The sequence below is a fragment of the Nocardia sp. NPDC059195 genome (assembly GCF_042754695.1).
In the GTDB taxonomy this organism is placed as follows: Bacteria; Actinomycetota; Actinomycetes; order Mycobacteriales; family Mycobacteriaceae; genus Nocardia.
In genome coordinates this window covers 575,687-588,846 of sequence record NZ_JBHZBG010000001.1, presented here as the reverse complement: position 1 = coordinate 588,846, position 13,160 = coordinate 575,687, and the positions used below count along the sequence as shown (strand labels likewise).

14 protein-coding genes are annotated in these 13,160 nt (G+C 67.9%); 7 read left to right on the top strand and 7 right to left on the bottom strand.

Annotated features, from left to right (window positions below):
• Positions 1–153 precede the first annotated feature (153 nt).
• Positions 154–819 carry a TetR/AcrR family transcriptional regulator gene (locus ACFXKN_RS02705; RefSeq protein WP_378949788.1) on the bottom strand — a complete coding sequence of 222 codons (666 nt, stop codon included), beginning with the start codon at positions 817–819 and terminating at the stop codon, positions 154–156.
• A 159-nt stretch (positions 820–978) separates the two neighbouring features.
• On the opposite strand from ACFXKN_RS02705, the gene ACFXKN_RS02700 reads away from it, so the two are divergent.
• Together ACFXKN_RS02700 and ACFXKN_RS02695 are read left to right on the top strand one after the other, a co-directional pair.
• Positions 979–1,764, top strand: coding sequence for an enoyl-CoA hydratase (locus ACFXKN_RS02700; protein WP_378928293.1), 786 nt, complete (start codon positions 979–981; stop codon positions 1,762–1,764).
• A 14-nt stretch (positions 1,765–1,778) separates the two neighbouring features.
• Positions 1,779–2,270, top strand: a complete 492-nt coding sequence (locus tag ACFXKN_RS02695; RefSeq protein ID WP_379432248.1) for a hypothetical protein — start codon at positions 1,779–1,781, stop codon at positions 2,268–2,270.
• Between the two features lie 101 nt (positions 2,271–2,371).
• Here ACFXKN_RS02695 and ACFXKN_RS02690 read toward each other — a convergent pair whose 3' ends face one another.
• The 6 genes from ACFXKN_RS02690 to ACFXKN_RS02665 are packed head-to-tail and all read right to left on the bottom strand — an operon-like array spanning position 2,372 to position 7,600.
• On the bottom strand, positions 2,372–3,232 hold the full coding sequence (locus ACFXKN_RS02690) for an acyl-CoA dehydrogenase family protein (RefSeq protein WP_379432247.1): 861 nt from the start codon (positions 3,230–3,232) through the stop codon (positions 2,372–2,374).
• Positions 3,229–4,365, bottom strand: a complete 1,137-nt coding sequence (locus tag ACFXKN_RS02685; protein WP_379432246.1) for an acyl-CoA dehydrogenase family protein — start codon at positions 4,363–4,365, stop codon at positions 3,229–3,231. Before ACFXKN_RS02685 ends, ACFXKN_RS02690 begins: the two co-directional genes overlap by 4 nt.
• Positions 4,362–4,778, bottom strand: a complete 417-nt coding sequence (locus ACFXKN_RS02680; RefSeq protein WP_378949717.1) for a nuclear transport factor 2 family protein — start codon at positions 4,776–4,778, stop codon at positions 4,362–4,364. Before ACFXKN_RS02680 ends, ACFXKN_RS02685 begins: the two co-directional genes overlap by 4 nt.
• On the bottom strand, positions 4,765–5,982 hold the full coding sequence (locus tag ACFXKN_RS02675) for an amidohydrolase family protein (RefSeq protein WP_379432245.1): 1,218 nt from the start codon (positions 5,980–5,982) through the stop codon (positions 4,765–4,767). The genes ACFXKN_RS02680 and ACFXKN_RS02675 overlap by 14 nt, the downstream gene beginning before the upstream one ends.
• A gap of 3 nt (positions 5,983–5,985) precedes the next feature.
• Positions 5,986–6,348, bottom strand: a complete 363-nt coding sequence (locus tag ACFXKN_RS02670) for a hypothetical protein (RefSeq protein ID WP_379432244.1) — start codon at positions 6,346–6,348, stop codon at positions 5,986–5,988.
• Complete coding sequence (locus ACFXKN_RS02665; protein ID WP_379432243.1) at positions 6,329–7,600, bottom strand: aromatic ring-hydroxylating dioxygenase subunit alpha; 1,272 nt, start codon at positions 7,598–7,600, stop codon at positions 6,329–6,331. The genes ACFXKN_RS02670 and ACFXKN_RS02665 overlap by 20 nt, the downstream gene beginning before the upstream one ends.
• 234 nt (positions 7,601–7,834) lie before the next feature.
• Between ACFXKN_RS02665 and ACFXKN_RS02660 the strand changes: the two genes are divergently transcribed.
• From ACFXKN_RS02660 to ACFXKN_RS02640, 5 genes are read left to right on the top strand one after another with little or no spacing between them, the layout of a single operon-like run.
• A complete protein-coding gene (locus ACFXKN_RS02660) occupies positions 7,835–9,214 on the top strand; it encodes an ABC transporter substrate-binding protein (protein WP_379432242.1) in 1,380 nt (459 codons plus the stop codon).
• A 16-nt stretch (positions 9,215–9,230) separates the two neighbouring features.
• Positions 9,231–11,354, top strand: coding sequence for an ABC transporter permease (locus ACFXKN_RS02655; RefSeq protein WP_379432241.1), 2,124 nt, complete (start codon positions 9,231–9,233; stop codon positions 11,352–11,354).
• Positions 11,332–12,045, top strand: a complete 714-nt coding sequence (locus ACFXKN_RS02650; RefSeq protein ID WP_379432240.1) for an ABC transporter ATP-binding protein — start codon at positions 11,332–11,334, stop codon at positions 12,043–12,045. The genes ACFXKN_RS02655 and ACFXKN_RS02650 overlap by 23 nt, the downstream gene beginning before the upstream one ends.
• On the top strand, positions 12,042–12,803 hold the full coding sequence (locus ACFXKN_RS02645; RefSeq protein WP_379432239.1) for an ABC transporter ATP-binding protein: 762 nt from the start codon (positions 12,042–12,044) through the stop codon (positions 12,801–12,803). The genes ACFXKN_RS02650 and ACFXKN_RS02645 overlap by 4 nt, the downstream gene beginning before the upstream one ends.
• Positions 12,800–13,159 carry a hypothetical protein gene (locus tag ACFXKN_RS02640; protein ID WP_379432238.1) on the top strand — a complete coding sequence of 120 codons (360 nt, stop codon included), beginning with the start codon at positions 12,800–12,802 and terminating at the stop codon, positions 13,157–13,159. The genes ACFXKN_RS02645 and ACFXKN_RS02640 overlap by 4 nt, the downstream gene beginning before the upstream one ends.
• Position 13,160: the final 1 nt, after the last annotated feature.

Genomic DNA, 13,160 nt, shown 5'->3' with positions numbered 1-13,160 from the left:
GGGGGGGTTTTGTGTCGGGGGCGGGTTTTTGTGGTGCCGGGGGGGTGTTTGGTCGGCTCAGTGGCACACCGGGTTGTCGGGGTTTTGCCTCCGGCCCGGTTCTCGTGATCGTTCGATGTCATCCTCGGCGAGATCGCCTCGGGTGGACGGTGTTCAGGCGCGGGCGAAGCCGTGGGCGCAGAAGTTCCAGACCTCGGTGGCCGTGATGGGGTACTGGGTCTCCTCGTCGACCGCGCCGGTGGACTGCGCGGTGAACATGACCGTCTGCATCACCATGGCCGCGGTCCGGCGGGTGTTCATATCGGCGGTGATCTCGCCCGCCTCCTTGGCTTGGTCCATCAGCTCGGTGAACAGCGCCAATACCGGTGCGTGCGCGACCTTGACGTGCCCGGGATGCGACACCAGCAGTTGCGGTGCGAAATCGGTGAACAGCGGGCGCTGGGCGGCAGGATCCGGACGGCACAGCTCGAACAGCAATTCGACGGTGACCTGGAGCTTGTCCATCGGATCGGTCTGTCCGTCCGCGGCCGCGCGTAGCTGTTCGGAGGTACGCGCGAGCGCGTCCTCGAACAGGGCGAGCAGCAGTTCGTGCTTGCCGTCGAACTGCAGATAGAAGCTACGCAGCGACTGGCGGGAGCGGTCGACGACCTCCTGCACGGTGAAGTCGGTACTGCCCTTCTCCGTGATGATGGCCTGGGCGGCGTCGAGGAATCGCTGTACCCGCTCCTCGGCGCGCAGCGTCGCGGTGCGTAGCGATCGTTCGACCGCGCGCTGTTTCCACGCCGGCTTCTCGCTCGGGCTGGTCACGGGCACCTCGATCCCCGGTCATGCGAAGAGAACATGAATGCACTGTACCGGAGAACCCCGTTTAACTGTGTAGCCATGTGCCGCATTTCGCAACATCGGTGAGACTGTTACTTCCGGGAGTGAGAATGGTATTCTCAGCCGACCGCCACCAGCCCGGCAAGGAGCATCGATTTGTACATTCGTTACGAAGTCGCCGATCGCATCGCGACGATCACCCTCGACCGGCCGGATGCCGCCAATGCACAGAACGGTGAGCTGCTCGACGAGCTGGATGCCGCCTGGACGCGCGCCGCCGCCGCCGAGGATGTCGCGGTGATCGTGCTCAGGGCCGAGGGCAAGCATTTCTCGGCCGGGCACGACCTCAAGGACAAGTCCTGGCCCGATCCGAGCACCATCACCCTCGACCGGATCTACGGCCTGGAATCGCGCCGCTACCTGGAGTACTCGCTGCGCTGGCGCAACGTGCCCAAACCGTCCATCGCGGCCGTGCAGGGCCGGTGTATCGCGGGCGCGCTGCTGCTGTGCTGGCCGTGCGATCTGATCGTCGCCGCCGAGGACGCCCTGTTCTCCGATCCGGTGGTCCTGATGGGCATCGGCGGCGTCGAATACCACGGCCACACCTGGGAACTCGGCGCCCGCAAGGCCAAGGAGATCCTGTTCACCGGGCGCCCGGTGACGGCCGAGGAGGCCCACCAGGTCGGCATGGTGAACGCGGTCGTCCCGCGCGCCGAACTCGACGAGCACACCCGGCAGCTGGCCACCCGGATCGCGGGCATGCCCGCGTTCGGTCTGCGGCAGGCCAAGCGGGCGGTCAACCAGACCCTGGATGTGCAGGGCTTCTACGCCGCCATCCAGTCGGTCTTCGACATCCATCAGACGGGGCACGGAAACGCGTTGAGCGTCAACGGATATCCGATCCTGATCGACATGGACGAAATGAAAGCCAACATCAAGTGAGACAAGGAAGTTTCATGCGCACCTCTCTGTTCCGTACCGCCGCGCTCTGTTGCGGGCTCGTTGTCGCCACAGCGCTCACCGGCTGTGGTTCCGACGACGAGACCGCCGCCCCGGCCACCACCTCGGCCGCCGCGACCGTCGCCGCCGCGGGCGCCGCCGATGCGGCAACCACCCAGGCGGTCACCAAGGCCTACACGACCTTCTTCAACGGCAAGGCGCCGACGAACGACCGTGTCGCGCTGGTCGAGGGGGGTGAGAGCTTCCGCTCGATCTTCGACGGCCAGGCTCAGAACCCTCAGGCCCAGGGCACATCCGTCACGGTGAGCGCGGTGAAACTCACCGGCGCCACCACCGCCGACGTCACCTACTCCCTCCTGATGGGCGGCAATCCGGTGCTGCCGGATCAGACCGGACAGGCCGTCAAGGACGGCCAGGACTGGAAGGTCGCCAAGGCCACGTTCTGCGCACTACAGGCAATCCAGGGGCAAACTCCAGCGACCTGCTGAACCTGACCCTCGGCGGCCCGATACCGAACCCCGGTACCGGGCCGTGTCGTGTCCGCGAACAGGCTGCGGTTCGGTGCCGTGAGTGCCATCCGGACGTGCGTTCAGAGTTGCGCGATGCGGATCGCGGTACCCGACCGCCGGATCGTCGCACCGGCCTGCTGCGTGAGTTCCCTTGTACTGCCGAGCAGTCCGTCGAGGATCAGCACGCGCCGCAGGTGTCGATGCATGGCGTGCTCGGCGGTGAAACCGATACCGCCGAGCACCTGCTGGCAGTGCCGCGCGGCGGTGAGCGCCGCCTGACCTGCGGCAGCCTTGGCCAGTAGTGCCGCGATGACGTGGTTGTCGGTCGATCCCGTCGCGGTGCCGCCGTGCTGGGCATCGGCGACCAGGAGCGCGGCCTCGGCGCCGTCGAGCGCGACGAGTGTTTCGGCCAGACGGTGCCGGACGGCCTGGAAAGAGGCAAGCGGGCGGCCGAATTGGGCGCGTTCGATAGCGTGCGTGCGCGCGAGAGCGAGCATGGCGTGCCCGGAACCCAGCAACCACCAGCCGAGCAGGCGCCTGCCGTCGGCGAGGACGCGGGCGGGTGGCGTCGAACCTGTCGGCACGGCCCGCACCGGGAGATCGGTGCGGTGGATCGACGAAGCGGGCGTACCCACCGCCGGTGCGTCTGCCTCGTCGCGGTCCCAGCGCACCCACCGTTCACCCGCGAACGGCAGCGTCACGGCATCGGCTCCGGCCGGGTCGAGCACGTCCAGGAGCAGGGGAGCGTGCGCGCCGGTCTCGCCGAGCAGCCGGAAGAACACCGGTCCGGCGAGTTCGGGTGCGGCCGTGAGTATTTCGGGCCAGCCGAGTTCGGTCAGTGCGGCGGCGAGTGCGGCGCCGGTGTGGTCGGTCATCGTCCGGCGCACCGCGGTGGTGAGCAGGGACCGTTCGGTGGCGTCGAGGCCGGAGTCCGCGGTCATGCTCCTTCCTTTCCGAGATCGAGGAGTCGGCGGGCGATGATGTTGCGCTGGATCTCGGCGGTGCCGCCGTAGATCGTGGCCGCCCGGGAGTACAGGAATTCGGTGCGCCACGGGCCGTCGTCGAGTTCGACGGCGCCCGGCAGCAGGTCGCGGGCGAGGTCGAAGAGCTGCTGTTCGGCGCCGGCGAGCAAGACCTTGTCGACGGAGGTCTCCGGGCCGAGCCGGGTGCCTTCGGCGAGCCGGTGCTGGGTGGCCAGCGATCGGCAGCGCACGGTGTGCAGGGCCAGGTAGGCGGCGCCGAGGACCCGGTCGTCCTCGGCGTGGTGATCAGCCTGTGCGAGCAGGTTCTCCAGTCGAGTGAACAGGTACGCGATCCGGTGCCAGAAGCAGGTGGAGCGTTCGTAGGGCAGCAGATCCATGGCGATCCGCCATCCGTCACCCGGCGCGCCGAGCAGACGATCGCCGGACACCACCACGTCATCGAAGAACACCTCGGCGAATTCGTCCACCCCGTGCATCGTCTGGAGTGGGCGCACCGTGATTCCCGGCGTGTCCATGTCGACGAAGAACGCGGTGATGCCGTCATGGCCCGGCCCGGTCCGGGTGAGCAGGACACAGCGAGCCGCGTACTGCGCCAGACTGGTCCACACCTTCTGGCCGGAGATCACCCAGTCCCTGCCGCGCGGTGTCGCCGTGGTGCTCAGCGAGGCGAGGTCGCTGCCCGAGCCGGGCTCGGAGAACCCCTGGCACCATTGCTCGCGGCCCGACAGCAACAGCGGCACCATCCGCGCGGCCAGCGCGGGCGGCGCGTAGGAGATCATCGTCGGCGCCAGTACCTCGATCATCGACCAGATGCCTGGCTCGGCCAGGTCACGGGTGGCGACCTCCTCGCCGAGTACGGCGCGCAACGCGGCAGGCCCGCCGAGACCACCGATCCCGGCGGGCCAGCCGTAGCGCATCCAATCCGCGTCGAACAGCGCACGCCGTACTCGCGACAGCTGCGCCACCTGGCCGTCGAGGGATTCGTCGGGTGCCGGAGTCAGATCGTTGTCGTCGAGCCACGCGCGTAAACGGTCCCGGAATCCGGAGATCTCGTGCAGGGCAGGCACTTCCGGGCCGGTGTGCACTGTCATGCCTTGGAACGCTCGAAGGCGTGCGGGATACCGGAGTCGTGGTCGCCGTTGCGCCGGATGAAGGTCATCCGGCGGGTCCGCAGCCGCCAGCCGTCGTCGGTCCGCACGAGCGTGTCGGTGTAGTAGCCGATGCGCAGGTCGTGGGTGCTGTGGTCGACGAAGCACAGCGGCTGCGTGCCGGTCGCGCTGTCACCGTCGATCTCGAGCACCGGAATCCCGGTGAGGAACAGCCCTTTCGGTGCGGCGGCGACGAGGTCGGGGAACAGATCGAGGGTGTAGGTGTCGCCGAACGCGCTGTAGGTGCCGTCGGGGGTGAACACCGCGACCACTCCGTCGATGTCGCCCTGGGTGATGGTCACCGCGTAGCGGGCGAGCACCTGCTGGATCTCGAGCAGGTCGTCACTTCTTGACATGAATTCTTCCGCCTTTCATCACGAATCGCACGTCCCTGGTGCAGGTGATGTCCGCCAGGGGATCACCGGGAACGGCGATGACATCGGCCAGCAGCCCGGGGGCCAGCCGTCCACGATCGGAGACCCCGATCAGCTCGGCGGCCCGCACGGTGGCCGCACGCAACACGTCGATCGGGGTCATCCCGCGCTCGACCAGGGCGACGAGCTCGTCGGCGTTGCGGCCGTGTGGAATCGCGGGCGCGTCGGTGCCGACGGCGATCCGGACGCCGGCCTTGTAGGCGGCCAGCACCGAGGTGCGGGCCTTGGGGAACATCTCGGCGGCCTTGGCCTGCAACGCCGGATCGGCCTTGGAGACGTCCATCGCGTCGGCCAGTCTGGTGGTGGGTACCAGCCAGGTGCCGTGCTCGACCATCAGCGCGATCGCCTCGTCATCGATGAGGAAGCCGTGCTCTATGCAGTCGATCCCGGCGGCCACCGCGTGCTTGACCGCGTCGGCGCCGTGCGTGTGCGCGGCCACCCGCAGCCCACGACGATGGGCCTCGTCCACGATCGCGCGCAGTTCCTCGTCCGAATAGTGCTGTGCCCCTGGTGCTCCGGTGAGGGACATGACGCCACCGGAGACGCAGATCTTGATCAGCTGCGCGCCGTGCTTGATCTGGTAGCGCACCGCCTTGCGTACCTCGTCGACGCCGTTGGCGATGCCCTCCTCGATCGTCAGGTGCAGCACGTCCGGGGCGAAGGCGGCGAACATGGTCGGGTCGAGGTGCCCGCCGGTCGGGGTGATCGCATGGCCCGCGGGCACGATGCGTGGCCCCTCGATCCAGCCCGCGTCGATCGCCTTGCCCAGCGCGACGTCGAGCAGATAGCCGCCGGTCTTGACGAACAGGCCGAGGTTGCGGACGGTGGTGAAACCGGCCCGCAGGGTGCGGCGGGCATTGCCCACCGCACGTAACACCCGCAGGGCCGGATCGTCGGTGACGCTGGAAGCGAGTCCGGTCTCGCCGCGTCCGCCCATCAGCAGGTTGACTTCCATGTCCATCAGCCCGGGCAGCAGCACGAGGTCGCCGAGATCGACGACCTCGCCGTCCTCGGTGCCGCCGACACCGACGATCCGATCGTCCTCGATCCGCAGCAAGCCCGGCCGCACGATCGTGCCGGTGTCGACATCGAGCAGCCCGGCGGCCTTCAGTGTCAGTGTCGCCATGGGTCAGACCAGGGGCTCGTGGACGATGTCGAGATAGGCCGCGCCGGAGTCCGGCACCCGGGGCTGCTTCCAGCACTCGATCGGGAACGACACCATCACCACCGACTGCAGCAGGTTGAACAGGTTACGCACCTCATCGGGCAGATCGTTGATGTCGTACTTGTCGCAGTAGTCCAGCGCGGCGTCGAGTCGTTGCATCCCGGCGTCGTAGAGCTCCTGCATCTGCGCCATCGAGGAGGCCAGGCGCTTGGTGTAGCGCTCGGGTTCGGTCGGCAGGATCCAGTCGGAGAACCGCGCGAGATCGGTGAACTCGGCGGGCAGTTGCTGCTCGGTCACGGTCGCGGCCTCACTTGTCGGCGTTGTCATTGCGGTATTCCTTCACGATGCGCTGGACGGTGGTGTGCAGGTGGCGCAGCAGGACTTCCTGGTCGTTGAGCGGGAAGTCGCTGATCTCGCGGGTGGCGATCATGGTCTGGGTGGCTTCGAGGGTGTTCGCGTCCTGCAGCGCGTACTCCTTGAAGGTCACCGCGGCCAGCTCCTGGGCCAGCCGCTCGCGCGCGGTCTTGGCGGGCACGAAGTAGAGGTTGGCCTCGAAGATGTGCTTGTTCACCGCGGTCGGCCAGTAGTGGTAGGTGAGGTACCAGCCCGGCGCCCAGAACAGCAACGACATGTTCGGGAAGATCTCGAATTCGTCGATGCCCCAGGCGCGATGGCGGGCCGGGTTGATGCCCTCGGGCAGTGGGTCCAGGCCCTCGATATCGGGCCGATCCCACGGCCCGAACAGCCCGCTGCGCAGAGCGCGCTCGATCGGCTTGACCATGTTCGGGTCCTTGGGCGGAGCCATGCCACCCCAGGACGACACCATCGAGTGGGGCGCCTCGATCTCATAGTGCAGCGCCTCGAAACCGCTGGTGACCAGCTTGTCGGCCTCGTTCTGGACCGCCTGCTTCTGATGCAGGATCGGTGCGTGGTAGAACTCGGCGAAGGCGTCGATGAACAGCTTCCAGTTGCTGCCGATCTCGGCCTTGTAGCTGTAGACCTCGGTCATCTCGTGGAACGGGTAGCCCCCGAGGCTCTTGATCATCGGGCCGAGGTAGTCGATCAGCGGCTTGGCGTTCGGGTCGAGGTTGATGAAGATGAACCCCTCCCACACCTCGCAGCGGATCGTCTTGAGGCCGTACTTGCTCTTGTCCAGGTCGAAGAACTCCTTCTCCTGCTGGACGAAGTTCAGATCACCGTTGAGGTCGTAGCGCCACGCGTGGTACTTGCAGGTGAACTGGCGGCACGAGCCGGCGGTCTCCTCGTTGGGGTAGTCGTCCCACACCAGCTTGTTGCCGCGGTGGCGGCAGATGTTGTGGAAGGCGTGGATCTGGCCGTCGCGGTCCTTGTTGATCACGACCGACGAGCCGATGCAGGGCAGTTCTTTGGTGAAGTAGCTGCCGATCCGGGGCAGCCGCTCTATCCGGCCGACGTTGAGCCACGTCCTGCGGAAGATCGCCTGGCGCTCGTCCTCGTAGAAGGCGGGGTCGATGGAGTCGGTGTAGTCCACCGGATCGGTGCCCAGCTCGGGGTAGTTCTGTGTCCAGCTCCCCGCCGCTGGTTTGGTGAAGTGTGCCAAGGGACTCCCTCTCGTGAGAATGTAATTCTCCAAAACTGACTACTAGATTTCCATGCAGGTCGAGCGCTGTCAAACGCGACTTCGGCCGCCCGGTGTCGGTGCCGGGCGAGCGGCCTCGGCCGACCTGGAAGATTCATACTCTCCGGAAACTCGATATTGATTATCCGATTCTGAGAAGATAGTTTCCGTTGCAGCGGGCGCCATGCCGCGGCTGCTCACGGAGGAGGATTTACGGTGAAACCACAGCGAACAGTCATCGCCCTGATGGCGGTCGCTCTCCTGGTGGCAGGGTGCGGCCGGGAGAGCGGAGCGCGCGAGGACGGTGCGAGCGGTCCGGCCCCTGCCGTGTCCGGCGATTTCGGCACGCTCAGCGATGTCTGCAAGTCGGGCACGCTGGGCAGCACGCAGGCGCAGGGCGTGACGGCGACCGAGGTCGAAGTGGGTGTCTTCTCCGACATCGGCTTCACCAAGAATCCCGACTTCGTCGACGCGGCGAAGGTCTTCACGTCCTGGTGCAACGCGGCGGGCGGTATCAACGGCCGCAAGATCGTCGCCAACCTGCGCGATACCAAGCTCATGGAGGTCCGCCAGCGCACGCTCGAGGCCTGTCGGGAGGACTTCGTCCTGGTCGGCGGTAGCGCCGCGCTCGACGGTCTCGGCGTCAAGGACCGCCTCAGCTGCTTGCTGCCGGAGTTCCCGGCGCAGGTCTCCCAGACCGCCAACACCGGTTCGGACCTGCAACTGGGTGCGGGCTCGTCGATGTCGGAGAACGTGAATCCCTACACCGGATTCCAGGATTGGCTCATCAACGAGGCCTTCCCCGATTCCAAGAACGCCATCGGCATGATCAACGGCGACTCGCCGATCACCAAGGTCATGGGCGACAAGCTCACCGAGTCGTTCGCCGCCGCCGGGGCGAAGATCGCCTACAGCGACCTGTACCCGATCTCGGGCGTCTCGGACTGGACGCCTTACGCCCAGGCCATCAAGGCCGCCGGGGTGAAGGGCCTCATCTTCTACGGTGACTTCCGCTATCTGGCGAAGCTGCAGGACGTGCTGACCAGCATGAACTACAAGCTGGACTGGATCGACGCCAACGCCAACTCCTACAACCAGGTGTTCCTGGACTCGGCGAAAAGCTCACTCGGACAGCAGAACAACGTGCTCGACATGAGCGGCACCGCACCGCTGGACGCGGCCGACCGAGTGCCTGCGGTACAGCAGGTGAAGGACCTCTTCGAGCAGTACGCCCCCGACAGCACCATCACCTTCCAGGTGCTGCGCGCCTTCCAGTCCTGGCTGTTGTTCGCCAAATCCGCCACCGCGTGCGGTGACGAACTGACCCGCGCCTGCGTCTACAAGACCGCGGCGAAGGAGACGGCCTGGACCGCGGGCGGGCTGCAGGCACCGGTCGACCTGTCCAAGCCGCTGGCCGAGCAGACCCGCTGCTTCAACGTGCAGCAGGCGGGCCCCGATGGGTGGAAGTCCGCGCAGTTCTCGCCCAATACCGACGGGCTGTACCGCTGTGGCTTCACCCCCTACCGATACACGGCGGACTTCGGTCAGCCGGCGACGCTGGCCTCGGTCGGCAAGAGTCTCGCGGATCTGAAGTGACGGAGCGCGTCCGCTGATGGAGCAATTTCTCGCCTTCGGCATCGTCGGCCTGAGTACCGCCGCGATCTACGCCGTGATCGGCAGTGGCCTGGTACTCACCTACACCACCACCGGGGTGTTCAACTTCGCGCACGGTGCGGCGGGCATGGTCTCGGCCTTCGTCTACTGGCAGTTGTCAGTGGGCTGGGGCTGGCCCGTCCCGCTCGCGCTGGCCGCGGTGCTGCTGGTCTTCGCCCCGGCCTTCGGGTTGTTCTTCGGCCGGACCCTGGCACCGACCCAGGGCTTGGGCGACGCCGAGAAATTGGTGATGACCATCGCGCTGCTCAGCGGGTTGATCGTGCTCGCGCGCTGGGTCTGGAATCCGAACGAATCGCGGTCGCTGCCACGGTTCTTCCCCGACCAGCCGTCGATCGATCTGGGCGTGGTGACGCTGACCTGGCACCAGGCGCTGACCATCGCCGTCGCGATCGCGGTGGCGATCGCGCTGCGGATCCTGCTGTACCGCACCCGAACCGGGGTGGAGATGCGGGCAACGGTCGACGACCGCGCCCTGGTGGGGCTCACCGGCGCCGACCCGCAGCGGGCCAACCGGATCGCCTGGATCCTCGGCATCGAACTGGCCGCGATCGGCGGCATCCTGATCGCGCCGATGGTCACCCTGGACGCGGCACAGCTGTCACTGCTCATCGTGAGTGCCTACACCGCCGCCATTTTCGGGCGGTTGCGCAATCTGCCGATGGTGTTCGTCGGCGCGGTGGTCGTCGGCCTGCTGGAGAGTTACCTGACCGGGTATCTGCCGCAGAACGAGTATCTGCCCGGCCTGCGGCTCGCGGCGCCCGCGCTGCTGCTGTTCGTCGCGCTGCTGCTGTTCCCGCACGGCCGGTTGCGCGGACGAGACCGGCGGGTGGGCGCGGTGCCGCTGCCCACCCTCGGCGGCTCGGCGGCCTTCGCGGCGGTGATCGTCACCCTCGGTTTGATGCTGGCCACCATGCTGAGCGAGCCGGATCTGATCACCTACGGTGCCATGTTCGCCTGGGGTGTCATCGCGCTGTCATATGTGCCGCTGCTCGGTTTCGCGGGACAGATCTCGCTGTGCCAGCTCGGTCTGGCAGGCATCGGCGCGGTGGCCTACGGGCACCTGGGACCGGACGGTCAATGGTGGGCGCTGCTCGCGGCCATGGGCATCGCGGGACTCGTCGGCGCGGTGATAGCGATTCCGGCACTGCGGCTTTCGGGCGTCTACATGGCGCTGGCCACCGCCGCCTTCGCGGTCGTGCTCGACCGGTGGATCTTCACGCTGCCCGCCTTCGAGATCCTCGGGGTGCGCATCGCGCTGTTCGATCAGGGGTCGGTGTCGATCGCCGGACCGGACCTGTTCGGGCTGAAGGTGGAGACCACCGCGGGCATCACCGTGTTCGCGGCGGTCTGCCTCGCGGTGGCCGGTTTCGGTGTCGCGCTGTTGCGGCGCAGCCGATTCGGCCGCAGGCTGATCGCGCTGCGCGACAGCGAGGCCGCCTACGCGACCCTCGGCGGCAGCCTGCTGCTGGCGCGGGTGACGGTGTTCACGCTCTCGGCGGCCATCGCCGGACTGGGTGGCGCGCTGTACGGGATGCAGCTGCAGGCAGTGGCACCGGATCAGTTCAACCTGGTGGCCGGCCTGCCGATCTTCCTGATCGTCACCATCGCCGGGCTCGGCGCGATCGGCGCGGGCATGTTCACCGGCCTGGTGTTCGCCGGTCCGCTGAACGTGATTCCGGTGCTGTGGCCCGGCCTGCTGAATCTCTCGCAGGTGCTGCCCTCGCTGGGCGGCATCCTCTTCGGCGGTGGCGTGCTCAAGGACGGGGCCATCGCCCCGTTGCGCCGGGAATGGTTCCCGATGCTGCGCGACCGGGTGGTGGCACCGCTGCTGGTGCTCGTCGTGCTCGGGCTGTGGGGCCTGCGCCTGCTCGAGTCGATCGACGGCTGGGCCTTCACCGGCGGTCTCGTCGTCGCGACCGTGGCGGCGCGGATCTGGAGTTCGGTGCGCCACCGGCCCGTGGCCGATCCGTCGGAAGTGCCGGTCGAATGGTGGGGCATCCGGCGGCCCTGGACACCCGAGGACGAGGAGGTGCTCGATCGTGCCGTCACTACTGGAAGTTGACGATGTCACCGTCGTGTTCGGCGGCAACCGGGCACTGGACGCCGCGACCCTGCGCGCCGAAGCCGGCACGATCACCGGCTTGATCGGACCGAACGGCGCGGGCAAGAGCACGTTGTTCGACGTGATCTGCGGCCTGCGCACTCCGGTGCACGGGCGGGTGACCCTCTCCGGTCGCGATGTCACCCGGGCCGGGCCCGCCCGCCGCGCCCGGCACGGGATGGCGCGCACCTTCCAGCGGCTCGAACTGTTCGGCAGGCTCAGCGTGCGCGACAACCTCCTGGTAGCCGCCGAACTCGGGCCGGACCGGCGCCGGGCCGGACAGCTCGTCGACGACATCATCGACCGGTTCGGCCTCGGCGCCGTAGCTGACGCCTGCGCCGACGAATTACCCACCGGCACCGGACGATTGGTCGAGGTGGGCCGGGCGGTGGCGGCCCGGCCGAGCGTGATCCTGCTCGACGAACCCGCCGCCGGGCAGGACCACACCGAGACCGAGCGCTTCGGCGATCTGCTGCGCGCACTCGCCGAGGAGGGCACCGCCGTGCTGCTGGTCGAACACGACATGGGCTTGGTGATGAACGTCTGCGACGAGGTCTACGTGCTCGACCTCGGCCGGATGATCGCCTCCGGCCCGCCCGCGACCATCCGTACCGACGAAGCCGTCCTCGCCGCCTACCTGGGGGACCTGTGACCACCGTGCAGCCGGCCGCCACGGCGGCCTCGACCGAGACGACCGGCCCGGCGCCCCTGCTGGCATTGCGGGGCGTGCGCGCCGCCTACGGTGCGATCACCGTGCTGCACGGCGTCGACCTCGAGGTCACGGCCGGGCGGGTCGTCGCGCTGCTCGGGCCCAACGGCGCGGGCAAGACGACGGCACTGCACGTGGTCGCGGGCACCCATCCGCTGACGGCGGGCAGCCTGGAACTGGGCGGGCGCGATGTCACCGGGGCCGCGGGCCGCGATCTGGCCGGTGCCGGAGTCTGCCTGATCCCCGAAGGCCGTGGCGTTTTCCCCAATCTCACTGTGCGCGAGAACCTCTGGATGATGACCTGCACCGGCCGCACCCGCGCGCAGATCGAGGAGATCGCCTTCGACCGGTTCCCGATCCTGCACACCCGCGCCGGACAGGTGGCAGGCACCATGTCCGGCGGTGAGCAGCAGATGCTCGCCCTGGCCAGGGGGCTGGCCACCGACCCGGCGGTGCTGCTGCTCGACGAACTGTCCATGGGCCTGGCCCCGCTGGTGGTCGAGCGGCTCTACGAACAGGTCGCCGAGATCGCCCGCCACGGCGTGGCGGTGCTCGTCGTCGAACAATTCGCCGCCGCCGTCCTCGACATCGCCGATCACGCGGCCGTGCTGGTGCGCGGACGCGTGGTGCGCCAAGGACATCCGGACAGCGGACTCCGCAACGAATTGGCTGCCCTCTATCTAGGAAGTGATCCATCATGACCGAATCCCGCGCGGACCGTTTCACCCGTGACCTGCGAGAACTCAAGATCCCCGACCCTGCGGCCGGCCGTTCCGGACTATGGCTGCGCACCGGCGTCGTCCTGATGGTGGCCGGGCCGGTGCTCGCCGCGCTGGCCTACCTGATGTCGCATGGCACCACCGACCCACTGGCCCAACGCGACGCCATCGTGCTGGCGCTGGGCGGGGTGGCCCTCGCTGTCACCGGTGCCGCGGTGTTCCTGCGCTACTCGCTGACCAACTTCCTGCGGTTCTGGCTGGCCAGGCAGGCCTACGAGCTGGACGGGCTCGCCGAACGGGCGATCCGGGAGCCGGTGCCGTCCGGATCGGCCGACTGAG

Coding starts and splice junctions, on each gene's coding strand:
- ACFXKN_RS02695 (WP_379432248.1), top strand. CDS start 1,779: ATGCGCACCTCTCTGTTCCGTACCGCCGCGCTCTGTTGCGGGCTCGTT.
- ACFXKN_RS02690 (WP_379432247.1), bottom strand. CDS start 3,232: ATGACCGCGGACTCCGGCCTCGACGCCACCGAACGGTCCCTGCTCACC.
- ACFXKN_RS02685 (WP_379432246.1), bottom strand. CDS start 4,365: ATGACAGTGCACACCGGCCCGGAAGTGCCTGCCCTGCACGAGATCTCC.
- ACFXKN_RS02680 (WP_378949717.1), bottom strand. CDS start 4,778: ATGTCAAGAAGTGACGACCTGCTCGAGATCCAGCAGGTGCTCGCCCGC.
- ACFXKN_RS02675 (WP_379432245.1), bottom strand. CDS start 5,982: ATGGCGACACTGACACTGAAGGCCGCCGGGCTGCTCGATGTCGACACC.
- ACFXKN_RS02670 (WP_379432244.1), bottom strand. CDS start 6,348: ATGACAACGCCGACAAGTGAGGCCGCGACCGTGACCGAGCAGCAACTG.
- ACFXKN_RS02655 (WP_379432241.1), top strand. CDS start 9,231: ATGGAGCAATTTCTCGCCTTCGGCATCGTCGGCCTGAGTACCGCCGCG.
- ACFXKN_RS02640 (WP_379432238.1), top strand. CDS start 12,800: ATGACCGAATCCCGCGCGGACCGTTTCACCCGTGACCTGCGAGAACTC.